Origin of the sequence: Mariniflexile jejuense (assembly GCF_042675665.1) — a bacterium.
Classification (GTDB): Bacteria; Bacteroidota; Bacteroidia; order Flavobacteriales; family Flavobacteriaceae; genus Mariniflexile; species Mariniflexile jejuense.
In genome coordinates, this window is record NZ_JBHTJI010000001.1 from 1,884,735 (window position 1) to 1,902,256 (window position 17,522).

Annotated in this window: 11 protein-coding genes; 4 read left to right on the plus strand and 7 right to left on the minus strand. The window is 32.6% G+C overall.

The genetic code is table 11. The features are described from left to right. Position 1: 1 nt before the first annotated feature. The 4 genes from ACFQ1R_RS08175 to ACFQ1R_RS08190 all read left to right on the plus strand — a co-directional run bounded on the left by ACFQ1R_RS08175 (position 2) and on the right by ACFQ1R_RS08190 (position 7,318). Positions 2–2,245, plus strand: a complete 2,244-nt coding sequence (locus ACFQ1R_RS08175; RefSeq protein ID WP_379925655.1) for a glycoside hydrolase family 3 C-terminal domain-containing protein — start codon at positions 2–4, stop codon at positions 2,243–2,245. A 14-nt stretch (positions 2,246–2,259) separates the two neighbouring features. Continuing rightward, the gene (locus ACFQ1R_RS08180; RefSeq protein WP_379925656.1) at positions 2,260–3,780 is read left to right on the plus strand and encodes a cellulase family glycosylhydrolase; all 1,521 of its coding nucleotides are present in this window, start codon (positions 2,260–2,262) and stop codon (positions 3,778–3,780) included. Positions 3,781–3,867: 87 nt separating this feature from the next. Beyond that, positions 3,868–5,355: an alpha-L-fucosidase gene (locus ACFQ1R_RS08185; protein WP_379925657.1), complete on the plus strand. Its 1,488-nt coding sequence runs from the start codon at positions 3,868–3,870 to the stop codon at positions 5,353–5,355. A 10-nt stretch (positions 5,356–5,365) separates the two neighbouring features. Continuing rightward, a complete protein-coding gene (locus ACFQ1R_RS08190) occupies positions 5,366–7,318 on the plus strand; it encodes a sialate O-acetylesterase (RefSeq protein ID WP_379925658.1) in 1,953 nt (650 codons plus the stop codon). Positions 7,319–7,321: 3 nt separating this feature from the next. On the opposite strand, the gene ACFQ1R_RS08195 is transcribed toward ACFQ1R_RS08190, so the two are convergent. From ACFQ1R_RS08195 to ACFQ1R_RS08225, 7 genes are all read right to left on the minus strand, one after another. Continuing rightward, entirely contained in the window at positions 7,322–8,671 is a 1,350-nt protein-coding gene (locus ACFQ1R_RS08195) for a glycoside hydrolase family 28 protein (RefSeq protein ID WP_379925659.1), read from the minus strand. A gap of 7 nt (positions 8,672–8,678) precedes the next feature. Then, positions 8,679–9,422 (minus strand): rhamnogalacturonan acetylesterase, encoded by a 744-nt coding sequence (locus tag ACFQ1R_RS08200; protein WP_379925660.1) that lies wholly within the window; start codon positions 9,420–9,422, stop codon positions 8,679–8,681. A 5-nt stretch (positions 9,423–9,427) separates the two neighbouring features. After that, on the minus strand, positions 9,428–11,431 hold the full coding sequence (pelA, locus tag ACFQ1R_RS08205) for a pectate lyase (RefSeq protein WP_379925661.1): 2,004 nt from the start codon (positions 11,429–11,431) through the stop codon (positions 9,428–9,430). A 19-nt stretch (positions 11,432–11,450) separates the two neighbouring features. Continuing rightward, positions 11,451–12,221 carry a cupin domain-containing protein gene (locus ACFQ1R_RS08210; protein WP_379925662.1) on the minus strand — a complete coding sequence of 257 codons (771 nt, stop codon included), beginning with the start codon at positions 12,219–12,221 and terminating at the stop codon, positions 11,451–11,453. Positions 12,222–12,231: 10 nt separating this feature from the next. Further along, the gene (locus ACFQ1R_RS08215) at positions 12,232–13,596 is read right to left on the minus strand and encodes an MGH1-like glycoside hydrolase domain-containing protein (RefSeq protein WP_379925663.1); all 1,365 of its coding nucleotides are present in this window, start codon (positions 13,594–13,596) and stop codon (positions 12,232–12,234) included. An 18-nt stretch (positions 13,597–13,614) separates the two neighbouring features. Next, positions 13,615–16,071, minus strand: coding sequence for a hypothetical protein (locus ACFQ1R_RS08220; RefSeq protein WP_379925664.1), 2,457 nt, complete (start codon positions 16,069–16,071; stop codon positions 13,615–13,617). Positions 16,072–16,180: 109 nt separating this feature from the next. After that, on the minus strand, positions 16,181–17,509 hold the full coding sequence (locus tag ACFQ1R_RS08225) for a rhamnogalacturonidase (RefSeq protein WP_379925665.1): 1,329 nt from the start codon (positions 17,507–17,509) through the stop codon (positions 16,181–16,183). Between the last annotated feature and the right edge of the window lie 13 nt (positions 17,510–17,522).

Here is a 17,522-nt window from a genome sequence, read left to right on the forward strand (position 1 = left end):
AATGAATTATAAACTCATCATTCTATCAATGGCAGTTTCTTCATTAGCTATTATTTCATGTAATGATACTAAAAAAACTGCCGAACCTATTGAAGATGTTATTGTAGAAAAAACCTATTCAGGAAAACCAATAACTCATAACTATGATGCAAAAATAGATTCCATAATTAGTAAAATGACTTTGGAAGAAAAAATAGGTATGCTACACGGTTTCAGTATGTTTACAACTCAAGGTATAGAGCGTTTTGGTATTCCAGAATTGAAAATGGCTGATGGTCCATTAGGAGTTCGTGAAGAAATTTCTAGAGATTCGTGGGCTGCAGCAGGTTGGGACAACGATTTTGCAACCTACTACCCTGCTGGTGCTGGTGCTTCGGCTACTTGGAATACCGAATTATTATATGCTTTTGGAAATAGCGTTGGCGAAGAAGCACGTGCCAGAGATAAAGACGTTTTATTATCGCCAGCCATCAATATCATAAGAACACCTTTAGGAGGAAGAACCTACGAGTATTTTACGGAAGATCCATTTCTAAACAAAAAACTAACCGTTCCATTTATTGTAGGTTTACAAGAAAACGATGTAGCTGCTTGCGTAAAGCATTATGCCGCAAATAATCAAGAAACCAATAGAGATTTTGTTGATGTTCAAATAGATGAACGGGCACTTCGTGAAATTTATTTACCCGCTTTTAAAGCCGCCGTTACAGAAGCAAATGCCTACAGTATGATGGGAGCTTATAATAAGTTTAGAGGTGAATATTTATGTGAAAATAGCTCAATGCTTAATACAGTATTAAGAAACCAATGGGGTTTTGAAGGGATAGTTGTTTCTGATTGGGCTGCAGTACACGATACCAAAAAATCTTTAGAAAGTGGTTTGGACATTGAAATGGGAACACCAAAGCCTTTCAATGAGTTCTTTTATGCCGATGCTTTACTTGAAAAAGTAAAATCTGGCAATATTGCAGAAACCGAAGTAAACAAATCTGTAAAACGTATTTTACAACTTATGTTCACTATAAAAAGTATGGGCAACGAACCTCGAAAAAAAGGAAGCATCGATACCGAAGCGCATTTTAAGGATGCTTATAATATAGCCGCAGAGTCTATTGTTTTACTTAAAAATGAAAAAAGTTTATTACCAATAAACACAAAAACAATTAAAACTATTGCTGTAATAGGCGACAATGCTACCAAAAAAAATGCTTTAGGCGGTTTTGGTGCTGGTGTTAAAACTAAACGAGAAATAACACCTTTGGAAGGTTTACAAAATAGACTTCCAAAATCAGTTACCATCAATTACGCAAAAGGTTATTTAGAACGCTATGCGCCTAAACAGGAAATGAAGTTTGGCGACGTTACTCAAAAAGTAACACCAACCATTGATGAACTAGACCCTAAATTACTTGAAGAAGCTATCAATGCTGCCAAAAATTCAGATGTTGCCATCATTTTTGCAGGTTCAAATCGTGATTATGAAACGGAAGCTTCAGACAGAATAAGTCTAAAATTACCGTTCGGACAACAAGAATTAATTGAAAAAATACTGGCCGTTAACCCAAATACTATTGTGGTTATGATTACTGGCGCACCATTTGACATCAATAGCATCAAAGAAAAAGCATATGCTTTGGTTTGGAGTTCCTTCAATGGCTCTGAAGGTGGTAATGCGCTTGCCGATGTTTTATTAGGAACAGTAAACCCTTCTGGAAAATTACCTTGGACAATGCCTAAAAACATAAACGATTCGCCAGCACATGCAACAAACAGTTTTCCTGGAGATAAAATAGTTAATTACACTGAAGGTATTTTGGTAGGTTATCGTTGGTTTGATACTAAAAAAGTAGAACCATTATATCCATTTGGCTATGGTTTATCTTATACAAATTTTGAGTTTTCAGATTTAAAAACAGATAAAAAAATATATGCTGCCGAAGAAATAATTAATGTTTCCTTCACTATAAAAAACACTAGAAAAATGGATGGTAAAGAAGTAGCACAGTTATACATTTCAGATCCAGAATCGTATGTTGAAAAAGCAGCTCAAGAATTAAAAGGTTTTAAAAAAGTATTCGTAAAAAGTGGTACTTCAAAAAAAGTTACCATACTTCTACCAGCCAAAGAATTAGCATATTACAACGATGTTAAAAAACAATGGATTGTAGAATCTGGATTATACAAAATAAAAATAGGAAGCTCTTCTAGAAATATTAAGGCTGAAATTTCAATCAACATTAAATAAAAACAGTGTTAAATATGAAAACATTAAATAACAAAACTATCATTTTAGCTTTAGTTTTTATCTCTCAAATAGGATTATTTACATGTAGTTCAGACAGTCCAACTGAAAAAGAATCTACAGAAGAACCAATTGTGTATACACTAACCTCAAACGCTTCAACCGTAGATTTTCAAAGTAAAGAAAGCAGTTTTGATGTTACTATTACCACCAATGTAGATTCATGGGTAATGAGTACTTCTGGCACAAGTTGGATATCACTTAGTAAAACATCTGGTGTATCAGGAACATCAGTAGTTAAGATAACAGCTTTAGCTAATACAAGTATATCTCCTCGTACTTCAACTGTAACTATTAATGCCAACAAAGTTAATGCTGTAAAAATAACAATAAACCAATCTGGTGTAGCATCAACAAACGGTATTTATCCAGATTATAATACAAATCCATTACCTGCAAATGCTACTGGAATGAGCAGTACAGCTACCCAAATAGCTGCAAATATTTCTTTAGGTTGGAATATTGGAAATAGTTTAGAAGCTATAGGAAGTGAAACCGCTTGGGGAAATCCAAAAGTTACAAAAGCATTAATTGATGCTGTTAAAGCAAATGGTTTTAATGCTGTTAGAATTCCTTGTGCATGGAATCAATACATGTCTGATGCTACAAATGCCAAAATAAAAACAGAATGGCTAAACAGGGTAAAAGAAGTGGTTCAATATTGTACAGATAATAATATGTATGTTTTACTTAACATTCACTGGGATAGCGGTTGGCTAGAAAACAACATAAATGAAGCAAACAAAACACAAGTAAATGCAAAGCAAAAAGCCTTTTGGGAACAAATAGCAACACATTTACGCGATTTTGACGAACATTTATTGTTTGCCAGTGCCAATGAACCAGCAGTAGAAAACGCTACTGAAATGAGCGTTTTAACCTCATACCATCAAACATTTATAAATGCCGTACGTTCTACAGGTGGAAAAAATGCATACCGTACGTTGGTTGTACAAGGACCATCAACCGATATTGAAAAAACAAACAATTTAATGAATACCCTACCAACCGATACTGCTTCAAACCGCTTGATGGTAGAAGTACATTACTATACACCATATCAATTTGCTTTAATGGATGTAGATGCTTCTTGGGGGAAAATGTTTTATTATTGGGGAACAGGTTATCATTCTATAACCGATAATACACGCAATGCCACTTGGGGTGAAGAAACCGATTTAAAAAACTATTTTAAATCAATGAAAACAAAATTTATTGATATTGGTATTCCTGTTATTTTAGGGGAATTTGCAGCTATTAGAAGAACCTCTTTAACAGGAACTAACTTACAGTTACATTTAGATTCAAGAGCATATTATTTAAAAACTGTTGTTAAAGAATCGAAAGCCAACGGCTTACTGCCTTTTTACTGGGATGCAGGAGGACTTGGAAATAATGGTTCAGGTATATTTAATAGAAACACAAACACCGTTTTTGATACCCAAGCACTAACAGCACTTTTAGAAGGTTTGAATTAACACCTATTGAATTTTTAGTTTGAGTTTAGTTAGAAGGCTTCTTGTGTAAACAATTCACTTGAAGCTTTCATTAATTTACAAAATAGCATGAAAAACATTATTAGCCTATACATCATCATCATAAGTATAAGTTTATTTTCCCAAAACCAAAAAAACATAAAATACGATGAAACTTGGGAATCTTTATCAAAATACAATGAAACCGCAGAATGGTTTAAAGATGCTAAATTTGGCATTTATGCCCATTGGGGTGTATTATCTGTACCAGCTTATGCTAACGATTGGTACCCAAGAAACATGCATATAGAAGGCACTGATGAATACAAACACCATGTTGAAACATATGGTGAACCATCAAAATTTGGTTATCATGATTTTGTTCCTATGTTTAAGGCTGAAAAATTTAATGCTAATACATGGGCAACTCTTTTTGAAAAATCGGGCGCTAAATTTGCAGGTATTGTAGCAGAACACCACGATGGTTGGTCAAACTGGGGAAGTAAAATAAACCCTTGGAATTCGGTTGACATGGGACCACATCGTGATATTTTGGGCGAACTTAGCAAAGCAATAAAAAAGAAACACATGAAATTTGTTGCATCGTTTCACATCGCCAGAAACCTTCAAATATTTAAAGAAGAACCACAAAAATGGTTGAATGATACGTCGTATTTTCCATATAACCCAAAAATGCCAACCGCATCTGAAGATTCGCTATTAGCAAAAATGTATGGCAACATTTCTAAAGAAAAATTTAGTAAAGATTGGTTTGGACAACTTAAAGAAGTGATTGATAATTACAGTCCAGATTTAATTTATTTCGACAGTCAAACCCAAAAAATACCAGAATTTTACAGAAAAAAGTTCGCTGCTTATTATTTTAATGATGCCGTTTCAAAAAACAAACAAGTGGTTTTTACACATAAAGAAGGTGAATTCCCTAAATCGGTAAGTCTTGAAGATTTTGAAAAAGGTAGAATGAATAAAATAACCAAAGAGTATTGGTTAACTGATGAAACCGTTTCGGTTGGTAGTTGGAGTTACACCAATACGTTAGGCTTAAAATCATCTAAAGAAATTATTCATGTATTAATTGATGTTGTTAGCAAAAACGGTGCTTTAATGCTAAATGTATCACCAATGGCAAATGGTATTATTCCTCAAAATCAACAAAATATTCTATTAGAAATTGGCAAATGGCTAAAAACCAATGGTGAAGCTATTTACGGTTCTCGACCATGGTTTGTTTTTGGTGAAGGCCCAACAAAACAAGAAAAATCAGGAATGTTTCTTGATAAAATTATTTACACACCTCAAGATATCCGTTTTACAACAAAAGAAAATACTATTTATGCAATTATTTTAGGGTGGTCTGGAAATAATACATCTATCACTTTAAAATCTTTTACATCTAAGGTTTTAGGTGACAAAATTCCTGAAATAAAAAAAATCTCTATATTAGGTTTCGAAGGTAAAATTCCATTTATATTAGATGAAGCAGGATTACATTTTAAAACACCAAATCAAAAAATTAACGATACTGCTTTTGTAATTAAAATTGAAACCAAAAAATAATTTTAGCCAAATGAAATCATACATCAAAATTCTTTTATTAGTCTTTAGTATTTATGCTAATGCCAATATTAAAATGCCTTTAATATTTAATGACAACATGGTTTTACAACGCAATAAACCAATTCCTGTTTGGGGTTGGGCTGAAGCTAATGAAAAAATTGAGATTCATTTTAACAACCAAATTGTAAAAACAAAAGCCAATAAAAACGGAAAATGGCTTATTAATTTGAAATCTGAATTAGCTGGCGGTCCATACAAAATGGTTATTAAAGGCAAAAATACCATTACTATAAATAATGTTTTAGTAGGTGAAGTTTGGGTTTGCAGTGGACAATCGAACATGGAGTTTACTGTAGACAAAATAATGAATTCTAAACAAGAAATAAACGATTCTAATTTTCCTTTAATTCGTCAGTTTTTGGTTGAAAAGGATATGAGTTCGACCCCAAATCAAGAAGTAAAATCAGGAAAATGGGATATTTGTAATAAAAACACCGTTGAAAATTTTACAGCAGTTGGTTACTTTTTTGCCAAAAAATTATATGCTGAATTAAAAATTCCAATAGGATTAATTCACACATCGTGGGGTGGTACTTGTGTTGAAACTTGGATTAGTAGAAATGCTTTTGAAAACAGTAATGAATTTAAAAACATGATTGCTGAAATGCCAAATGTTGATATTGATTCTCTTGTAAAAAATCAAACAAAATTAATTTCTGATAAGGTTGAAAAAATTCAAGGCTCTAAAATTACCACGCTTAATGAAGCTTCATTAAAAAACCTGAATTACAACGATTCAACTTGGCCAGAAATGAATGCTCCTGATCTTTGGGAAAACCAACAATTGGTAAATTTAGATGGAACAGTATGGATGCGGAAATCAATTCAAATTTCTAAAGAAGACACCAATAAAGAAGCGCTTTTAGAATTAGCAAAAATTGACGATCAAGATTCAACTTACGTAAATGGCTCCTTCATTGGAACAACAAGAAGATACGATGAAAATAGAGTTTACAATATTCCTAAAAACATTTTAAAAGAAGGTAAAAATGTAATTGCCATACGTATTTTTGATTATGCAGGTGGTGGCGGTATTTATGGTAATGCACAAGACTTAAAATTAACAACACAAACCAATATCATTCCTTTATCTGGAAAATGGAAGTTTAATGTTATTGAGGTAAAAAGTGCTGTTTCGCCAAACAACTATCCTTCATTACTATTTAATGCTATGATTAACCCTTTAATCCCCTATGGCATTGAAGGTGTTTTGTGGTATCAAGGAGAATCTAACACCTCAAGAGCAACTCAATATAAAAAAGCATTTCCTTTATTAATTAATGATTGGAGAACTAAATGGAATCAAGGCGATTTTCCGTTTTATTTCGTTCAACTATCAAGCTATAATGAAAACAACGGCGATAGTAATAACGGCAGTAAATGGGCAGAACTAAGGGAAGCACAAACCTACACATTACAAACCGTTTTAAACACAGGCATGTGTGTTACTACTGATATTGGCGACGCTAAAGATATTCACCCAACAAACAAGCAAGATGTTGGTTTAAGGCTTGCTGCAATCGCTTTAAATAATGTTTATAAAAAAGACATTGTTTTTAGCGGACCAACTTTTAAATCAAAGGAAATTAACGGAAATAAAATAATATTAACTTTTGATAATTTAGGAAGTGGCCTAACAACACCCAACAAATATGGATACCTTAAAGGTTTTGAAATTGCTGATGAAGACAACGTTTTTCATTTTGCAAAAGCCTACATAAATAACAACAAAGTAGTTGTATATCATGACAGTGTTAGCAATCCTATTGAAGTTAGATACGGATGGGCAGATGATGCTGGTGATTGTAATCTTTACAATAAAGAACATTTTCCTGCATCACCTTTTAGAACCGATAATTGCGAACTAACAACAAAAAACATTAAATACGCTATTATCAATTAATTACTATTTAACAGCACTTGGTACGCCTTGTTTTTCGCCAATAACAACTTCATTAAAAGTTACGTTTTCAGTATTACTAAGCGTCATACCATTTTTGGCAGACTTTACAATAAAGCCATCAAAATTTACATGCTCTATTTTGAAATTTGGATAGCCTTCAACTACAATTGCTGTGTTTGAAACTGTTTCAAAACTGATATTTTTTAATAAAATATTTGATATTTTTGAAGGATACAAACCACTTCCTTCACCATGATAATTGGACGTCATGTAAACTGCATCTTCCACATCACCAAACATGATGTTTTCTATATAAATATCTTTTATAAAACCACCTCTATCGGTATTGGTTTTTAGGTAAATACCTCGTTTTAAATAGCCACTAGCTTCACAATTTTCAGCAAAAACGTTTTGAACTCCGGCAGACATTTCACTTCCTATTACTAAGGCATGCAACCCTTTAAATTTATTATTTCTAATCACAATATTTTTTGAAGGCATATTGGAATTTCTACCATCATCATCGCGTCCTGCTTTTATAGCAATATTATCATCAGCATTATTAAAATCTACATTTTCAATCAACACATCACTAGAATGTTCTATATCAATGCCATCATTATTTTTGTTGTGTGCATCGTATTTTATTCCTCTTAAAGTAATGCTTTTACTTTTTAGGATATGAACGCACCAAAACGGTGAATCTTCAATTTTTACATCTTCAATAAGAATGTTTTTTGAATTTACAAATTGAATAAGTTGCGGCCTTAAATAATAACCTTCACCAAAAACGCGATCTTTTACTGCTGTTTTGTTATGGTTCATATCTCTACTTAAAAGCTTTCCTTTTTCTTCCAAAGGTTTCCAAGTATTCCATAATCCATGGCCTTCACCATCAATTGTTCCTTTTCCTGAAATAGCTACATCGGTTACATTTTCACCATAAATCATTGGGCTATAATTGTACAACATGGTACCTTCCCAACTGGTTAAAACCAAAGGGTAATCTTCGGGCTTTTGTCCAAAAACAATTTTAGCACCTTCTTCTAAATGCAGATTTACATGACTTACAAAATGAATTGGTCCATTAACTATATATATTCCTTTTGGAACACGTATTGTGCCACCGTTTTTCTTTAAACACGCTTTCATAGCTTTATCAAAAGCAGGTTTACTGTTTTTTATACCATCGCCTTTTGCTCCAAATTTTTCAATGGAAACTGTATAACTTGATATATTAGGTAAACTGATACTGTTTAAAATATTTGAAATTGTAGTCACTTTATCCAAAATTTGTTGCGCATTTATTGTGTAAACAAATAATATACCTACTATTAAAAATAGTTTTTTCATTTAATTATTATTTTATAAAACCTGAAAGACTAGACACTTTCTTTTTTAATTCGGTAACAGCCAATTTTGCAACTTCATTAGCACCTAAATTAGACAAATGTGTATCATCTGCTTTTGCTTCTTTATAATACGGATGTTCACCTGCTTCAAAATGAAGATGTAGCTTTTTTGAACCTTCAACGCCATACGATTCTTCTAAATGTTCGGTAAAATATTGAAGGTCTATAAATGGCACATTAAACTCTAAAGCCACTAATCTGGTTTCTACAGGATATTCGCCATGGGTATCAATAAGCGTTCCTTGTTCATTAAAATTTCGTCTAACAATGGATGAAAACAAAACTGGTGTTGCGCCTTTAGCTCTAGTTTCTTCAACAAATTTTATTAAGTTATGACGATAGGTTACATGCGGATTGGTGTAACGATCTGGCGATTTAAATTTTTGGTCGTTATGCCCAAACTGAATAAAAACGAAATCGCCTTTTTTTAAGGTTTTTAGTATAGAATCCCATCTGCCTTCATCAATAAAACTTCGACTGCTTCTACCGTTTTGTGCTCTATTATCAATAACTGCATTTTTTGTAAAATAATCTGGCAACACTTGTCCCCAGCCATGTTCTGGGTTTGTTTCTGGGTCTTTTTTATTAGCCATTGTAGAATCGCCAATCATGTAAATAGTGGTTTTTTGCGCCATACAACTAGTGGCAATTAGCATGATTAAGATTAAGTTGATTTTAATATAATTTTTCATTTTAATTATAAATTTTGATACCAATTTGTGTTTGATTTAAGAATGTTTTCTAAAGTATATTTTTTAGCATCTCGTTTTGTTAATTGATGTGACCAAGCCACTCTACTTTCAGGTTTATAACCTTCACCCGTACAATTATATTCGGCATAAAACGATAATTTTTCAGCTTCTTTATTAGACCAATTATTCCAACCTTCTGGCTTTATATGTTTGCCTAAATTACAATTTATGTACACCGTTTTTGCATAGGTTCGCCATGGTCTACCTAAATAAACATCGGTTACGTTTTCATTAGCAGTTAGGTTACAATTTTTAAATACATACCCAAATTCTTGACCTTTTGGTGTTGATGCAGCTGTAACATACGCGTTAGATTTACTGTTTATTACACAACCATCAAACAGTACGGTAGCTTCACCAAAAATAAAATCGACAGTGCCTTCTATATAACAATTTTTAAAATACTGTTTAAAACCTTCGCCTGCAGTATAAAGTGTATCTTGATTACCATAAAGTGCACAGTTTTCAAAATAGCATCTGTTAGCATTTACCGAAAGTGCAACAGCTTGCCCTACTGGACCAGAGGTGTTTTTAATTGTTATGTTTTTCGCAATAAAATCATCACCTTCAACCAAAAGGGTTGATGTGTGAAATGTACTGTTTCTTCCTAAATCTAGTTTACTAAAATAATCATCAAACGTAATGATAGTGTTTTCTTTACTTTCTCCAATAAAAGTTACATGGGTATTCCATGAATATACATGCACTTTTTCGTTATAAACCCCATTTTTTATGTTGATAATGACGCGTTGGTAAGGAAATGCTTTTGCGGCATATATAGCCTCTTGTATGGTGGCAAAATCGCCACTACCATCTTTGGCAACTACCATGTTGTACTCTTCTTTTGGCGATTTTTTTTCTTTAACAGTCACGTCATATTTGGCTTTCCATATTGGATAGCGTTCTAAAACTTTGCTAGGATTTTCGGTATACCAACCGTAGCCGTTTCTACGCTCGTAGCCAATTTCATTTAAAGCATATTTTTTTATACCATCGCGGTCACTAAAAAATGGTTTATTGTTTTCCAATTCCATAAAACGTGCCCAAAGGGGATTAGCATTTTCATCCTTTACAATTATTTTGTTTCTTTTTTTAGTTTGTTCATCTAATTCCCAAACCTGTTTTATACCTGTTAGTTTAACTTTTTCAAACCAAATTACAGCACTTTTTATAGCTGTTTTAATAGCTTCAGAAGGGTTTTCTATATCCATTAGCAGCAAAACAATTCCAGCAGATTCACTTCCGCTTAATGATGGTAACTCGTAAGCTCTAGCTTTGGCGGGCTCTAAAGTAACTTCATCATGTTGTGCACACCAAACGGTTAACACGCCATTTTGTTTGTATTGTGTTTTTAAAATGCAATCGATACCTTTTGAGAATGAAATTTCTATTTTTTTTATAGTTTCATTTGATGGTTTTACAGCATATTTACCAGTGTTATCTTTTAAATCTTTTAAAAGATTTAAAATGTTAACCATAGAATCATCATTATATGTTATGTGTGTGTAATAGCCTTTTTTTAACGGGTAAAATTGAGGCCATCCACCTGAATTGTATTGTGCTTCTAAAATATAATTTAAGCCTAAAAGAAATGCTTCTTTATATTTTTCATCGGATGTAGCTTGATACATTTTTGATAGAAAAAGCATTTCTTGGGTAGTAGCACCATTATCGGTAGTTACATCTTCCGTACTCGCTTTTAATTTTTCTAGTTGTAGTTTTTCTTGAGCAGTTAGTGGTTTCTGCATTTGGATATTCTTTGGCCAACCACCAATATTTCGTTGATACAGCAATACGTTTTCGGCAATAGCTTTTGCTTCTTGTGTTGCAAACCAAGAACCTTCTTGTTTAATAATGATGTTGCGCCAAGACACATCATGCACTTGAGCTTGTATTGTAAAAAATGCTGTACTTAAAAAAGCAATAATTAACTGTTTAAAAAATTTCATTTTAATAATTGATTGAATATTAATTCCATTTAAATGCAAAATATTTACAAGTTTCGTTTGATGCATTTGCGATACCATGTAATAATTGAGAGTTAGCCAAAAACAAATCGCCTGTAGTTCCTTTATAAAGCTTACCATCAATAGTCATTTCTGCATTGCCAGATATTAGCAAAATAATTTCAGTTTCAATATGTGTATGTGGGTTATGACTTGGTCCTTTTTTATCTAACTGTGTAATGTGCATTTCAAAACGTTCGCACATAGCAGTTGGTCTATCAAAATATGCTATTCCACCTCCTTTTGAACTTGGTTTAAACTCTAAATTATCTAAATTGTAAACCATTGTTCCTCCATGCCTCTGGCCTCTTTCAATATTTATCGGTTTTTTGGATTTGTAACTCATTACATAATATGTTAAGTTGCCATCGCCAACATTTTCAATAGCATGTACTTGCTTTGGCATAAACAACACTACACTTCCTGGTCCAATAATTTCACTTTTACCTTCGTTGGTTACTTTCATCAACCCTTCTTTAACAATAATGAGTTCTTCTATATCATCATTAGCATTTGGTTCGTTGGGTTTGGCGTCTTTATACTGTGTGGTAGCGTGTATTTCTAAATATTCAAAATGAGGAGAAACTCCTTCAAAAATAAATCTAGATTCTCTATCGTTGGTTTTATTTACTTGTAAATCATTCCAAACATACACACCATTTTTTACAGGTTGTAATTGTGCATTAACTAACACAACAGAAAATAATAAAATGCTCGATATTAAATTTTTCATAATCTATATTTTAAAATTCATCTACTACTGGTTTGCCATCCAACCAAGCTATCATATTTAATACTAAATAATTCCAATTTTGAAAGCCTTTGTTTAAAAGTGGTTCGCCTGTTTCTGGTTCGTAATATTCATGTAAAGCACCGTTTTTTTCAAAATCTTTCCCAAAAAGCCAAATGGTTTTTGATGCTAATTCTTTTGCTTCAGAAGTAAAACCGTAATCTTTCAACCCTTTAAAAACCATGTAATTTGAAATACCCCAAATAGGACCACGCCAATTAGAAGGATTTGCACTAGCACGCATGCTGTACATTTTTTCCATTTTTGAAAGTGTTCGAACACCTGATTGGGAATTAAATGTTTTAGGATTAGCATAATGCTCTTTTACAATACGTTCTGCTTGATCTTGTGTTGCAATGCCTGCCCATAATGCTAAAAACCCAGACCAAACTTCGATACGCTGAATTATACAATCGTAATCGCGTGGGTAACCACTATGTATCATGAACTCTTTTCCTAATGTACTATCCAATCGGTTTACAGCAGGTGTTAAATTTAAATCGACGCTATAGAAAAATCCATCACGTTCATCCCAACAATGTTTTTGAATAGCTGTTTTTAAGTTTTTAGCATCTTCTGCAAATTCCTTGCCTATTTCAGATTGATTTAATCTATCAGCTAAATAAACCATCGCATTCAATTCTTTATACATTAAACAGTTTAAGTATATTGAACCTGAGCTTTTTGCAGGTCTAAAAAATGTAGCAGGATCGTTATCTACACCAATAGCAACATCATTTTGCCAATAATATAAACCCGTAGCTTTATTGCGATGATGTGATTTATAATTATTTACAAATGCCTGTAAATGATAAAATTTTTCACGAAGCCATTCTGCATCACCTCCATTGGTTTTTGTTAAAAATGCTGCATGTTGCGCTAACACAGGCTTGTGCATATTTACATCATAAATGTTTTCGGGCATGATGTCTCTAGGTTTTGAATCTTCCCATATTACAATTGGCAAATAACCATCCCAATCTCCATAATGAAGAAAATTAAGCACGCAACCTTGTTCGTATTTTATGGCTTCTTTTTTATCTTTTTCTGAACCTACATCGGTTAAAATTTGGCGAAGTGCAATGTTACTTAACCACGAATCCCAATCCCACAGAACGTTATCATACTGATTACTACCTGGTGTTAAAAAAGGATAAACTAATGAACCGCTACTTGGGCGGTACATTTTTTTATAATCTTTATAAACATGTGATTTTATAATGGATGTATAATGCAAAAGAGAATCTTTAGTCTGACAAAAAACTAAAGTATTCACTAATAAAATAACAAAAATTAAAACATATTCTTTTTTATTCATTTTTTTATACTTGGTTAGTTAAAACCATTCAATCTTTAAATCTTTAATTAAAGTAGCACCACTTCCTACTGTTCCTGTATGTTGAAAACTTAAACCTCCAAATGTGTTTTGTGTTATTTCAGTTTCTACATCTACTATCTTAACAACTTCATTCGCGTCATGTTCTGTAAAGTAATTCTCTGTGTTTTCAGCATGTACTATTAACTTATTACTTTTTACCTTAACAGTAATTTTACAATTTGGTCGATAAGACGAGGTTGAAACAGGCTCACTTATAGGTGTTGCAATTCCATTTTCATATTTCATTAAAACAAAATCAACAGCATCGCTATATTTAGTTGTTCGTATTATACGAAGTGCATAGCCATTCATATTTTTAACATCCATTTTTATACCAACATCCATATACTGTGCTCTGGCACTGCTAAAACCTTGACCAGCTGTTTTTGACGGTACTGCTGTAAAACTGATTTTCATGTCGCCAAAATTATTCCCTACTGGTAAATAACGCATGCGTGCACCTTTCGTGTTTTGTACAAAACCATTTACGCCTGCAGCACCATTGATGCCTTCACCAAAAAACCAAGGGTCTCGACTATTATCGCCTTCCCAATTGTGTTCTTTTGTATCAAGTGGTGCATAACTATCTAGCGACCAATATCCTGCTATAATTTCTGGTTGATATTTTCCCGACATATTTTCGAGGTTAGGAATTAATATTTTGGCATTGGATTTCACATCTTTTACAGTAATAACCTTATTGAAAATAGCCGTTTTTGATTCTCCTAAGTCACAACGAAGATGTTTAGGAGAAATACTAGCCATGATATAATAACCTACATCTCCAGATGATAGTTCGTAGCTTTTCATTGGCTTATTAAACCTTGAAACCGCCACTTCAATAGGATGATTTCCTTTAGAATCTTTGCAGCGATACCATGTAATTAATGATTCATCATTAAAAGTCATATCCAAAGAATAATCCAATTGAAGATTGCCTTCTTTAAATTTTGTGATTACTGGAAGTTTTGTAAAATTTGGTGGATTTATAAATGAAGGTGCAATATATAATACGCTTGCCGACTCTAAACCTGATAGTGTTGAAGCTGTAACAATAACTTCTTTGGTTTCATTTTCATTGTTTGTTGGAATCACTAAACAAGTACCATTTTCATTAATCTGTAATTTAATTAGTGATTTGTATTTATCTTCAATTGCCCAATTTACTTTTTCACCTTTCATTTCAAAATTTCCAAAACGGTTTACAGTAGCCTCAAGTAACAAATTATCTTTTCCTGTTTCTAATGTTTGTTGGGTAGGTTTAATTGTTAATAAGGTTGGAATTGTTGAATAATCTCTTCTTGTTTCTATTTCGGCTGCTTTAACAATTGGTTTTACACCCATTGGATCCCAATCATCATCACCTCGTAACAAATTATACGTATTGTAAACAATCTTATTTTTGTATTCGAAACGATACGCATTTAAAACATTTTTATTGGTCATATCAACTGTTGCAAAAGCGTCATTATTACCTATAAAAATTGACTTATTATTTAAACTAACATTATATTGGTAGTAACGTGCTTCTGTATCTGGTATATCGCGCCATCCTATATAGTTTAAATCTTCTGCAGAAAATCGTGTATCTACTGCCGTTACTGGTCCACGACCTTTTACAAAATACTGGTTTTCTCTAGTAAATGCTTGAATATCTGAATTTAAGAAAACAGCACCTGTACCGCGAGTTCCTCCAAATGGTTTTGATGAATAAATTCCGAAGGTGCAGTTAAGGTATACTGCACTTCCATTAAGAGCATCATCAGTCGATTCAAAATGGCAACTTTCAAAAAGAGTTCGTTTACTTCCCCAAAAAGGTCCTAAATTTAGCCTACTCATAAAGCGTGTATTTCGAGCCACAACTTTATCGCCGTTAGAAAATATAAGCTGCCCTTGTACAATTGCTGAACCTCTTTTTTCTCGATTTAATTTGGGATTTAAAGGGTAAATTAAATCGATATTACAGTAATTTCCGAAGGTGATGTTTTCCGCATACGTTCCATCACCTTTAATATTTAACATGGTAAAATTACCTTTTGCGCCCATAGTTTGACCTCGATTGCAAGCTATTACCACATTTTGAGGATCATCAGATAATCCGTGAAATTTTAACCATTCACATGAAATTTCTAATCCAAACGGCGTGTTTTCACCATCTTTTGGCAATCGAATTTCAGTATCATCAGGGTTATCTACCCAATATACCCAAGGTGCTATGTATAATACCATAGGTGAAGCTTCTGAGCCATGTGTTAGGTGTTTTGAAGCCTCATTAATTGAATTATAAACGTACTTGTATTTTGATGCTTCTTCGCTTGAAAGTTGCCCATCAATATAAAATGCTTTCGGGCCAAGTTCTATTTTCTTTGATTTGTAAATAATATAACTATTTGAAAAAATAATGTCTTTATTCAAATTTTTATATTGCTGTTGAGAAAACAATACACTGTTTACAACTAAAAAAAGGCTTAAAAATATTTTAATATTGTCGTTTACTTTCACATCATTTTATATTTATAATATTTTACTTAACTGTTTTTTTATTTACTACAACGTTGTTGAAAGTAACACCTTTTATAATGCTTTTATCATAATCACTATTTTTTGCATTGATGTTTAAGTTTTCGAAAGTGAAGTTTGATAAACGGTCGTGCTCGGTTATTTTCATATCAAAAAACACATTACATTCAAGTTCGATGTTCTTCATTGTAATGTTATCTGAATATGATAAAGGCACTTCTTTTTTTCCTTTTAAATCGAAAAACTGTGTCCAAGGTTTTACATATATCATACTATTTGCATAGCCTTTTATGTTTTCAACTCTTATAAATTCATATTTTTGAGGCGTATCTGGTCTCATTTTTAGCCATAGTAATCGAACTGCATCTTTTACTGTGCAATTTCTCATAATAATATTTTTATTATGTATGGCTTCGCTACCACAAGTAAGCGCCGAATGGCAAAAACCAAAATTGCAATCTTCTATAATGATATTGCTATTTCCTCCGTTATTTTCATCAGTATCTGCCCAAGGTCCTTTACCGCCTTTTAAAGCTATAGCATCATCATTAACTGCCATATAACAGCCTTTTATCAACACATTATTACATACATCAATATCAATAGCATCGGTACTTGGTGCTTTTACGGGTTGGTGTGGTGAAGTGATATGTACATCTAAAACTTTTACATTATTACATTGGTAGTAATGACTACTCCAAAATCCAGAATTTTTTAGTTTTATATCCTGCATTTGCACGTTATTAGATTTCCAAACGAACACCAAACGAGGTCTTGAAACTTCTAAGTTTGTACACTTTGGATTTATGGCTCTACGCTCCCAAAAGGCTTCCCAATATTTAAGTCCGTTACCATCAATAGTTCCAGTTCCTGAAATAGTAAAACCATCAACCCCATAGGCATTGACTAATGCTGGAAAGTAATCGAGGTTTTGCCCTTCCATACGTGATGGCATGATTGGGTAATTTTCAATATTATCTGAACCTTTTAAAACAGCACCTTCAGAAACATATAAATGTGTGTTTGGTTTAAAAAATAATGCGCCGCTTAAAAATGTTCCTTTTGGAATTATTATTACGCCACCACCATTACTACTTGCATTGTCAATTGTTTTTTGAATTGCTTCGGTTTGTAATGTTGTACTATCATTTACAACACCAAAATCTGTAATAATATATGCTTTTCCTAAAGCTTTATAATCTACTTTGGTTACATCTTTAAACCAATCTGGAATTTTACTTCCGTCTGGAAAAAAATCATTATCGTTTTTTTGTGCACACGAAGATTGAAGTATTCCTGTGATACAGAAGATGTATAAATATATTTTCTTCATTTATTGAAATTTA

Bases quoted from the DNA above. Each gene is read 5' to 3' on its own strand.
- ACFQ1R_RS08175 (WP_379925655.1), top strand. From the start codon at position 2: ATGAATTATAAACTCATCATTCTATCAATGGCAGTTTCTTCATTAGCT.
- ACFQ1R_RS08180 (WP_379925656.1), top strand. From the start codon at position 2,260: ATGAAAACATTAAATAACAAAACTATCATTTTAGCTTTAGTTTTTATC.
- ACFQ1R_RS08185 (WP_379925657.1), top strand. From the start codon at position 3,868: ATGAAAAACATTATTAGCCTATACATCATCATCATAAGTATAAGTTTA.
- ACFQ1R_RS08190 (WP_379925658.1), top strand. From the start codon at position 5,366: ATGAAATCATACATCAAAATTCTTTTATTAGTCTTTAGTATTTATGCT.
- ACFQ1R_RS08195 (WP_379925659.1), bottom strand. From the start codon at position 8,671: ATGAAAAAACTATTTTTAATAGTAGGTATATTATTTGTTTACACAATA.
- ACFQ1R_RS08200 (WP_379925660.1), bottom strand. From the start codon at position 9,422: ATGAAAAATTATATTAAAATCAACTTAATCTTAATCATGCTAATTGCC.
- pelA (WP_379925661.1), bottom strand. From the start codon at position 11,431: ATGAAATTTTTTAAACAGTTAATTATTGCTTTTTTAAGTACAGCATTT.
- ACFQ1R_RS08210 (WP_379925662.1), bottom strand. From the start codon at position 12,221: ATGAAAAATTTAATATCGAGCATTTTATTATTTTCTGTTGTGTTAGTT.
- ACFQ1R_RS08215 (WP_379925663.1), bottom strand. From the start codon at position 13,596: ATGAATAAAAAAGAATATGTTTTAATTTTTGTTATTTTATTAGTGAAT.
- ACFQ1R_RS08225 (WP_379925665.1), bottom strand. From the start codon at position 17,509: ATGAAGAAAATATATTTATACATCTTCTGTATCACAGGAATACTTCAA.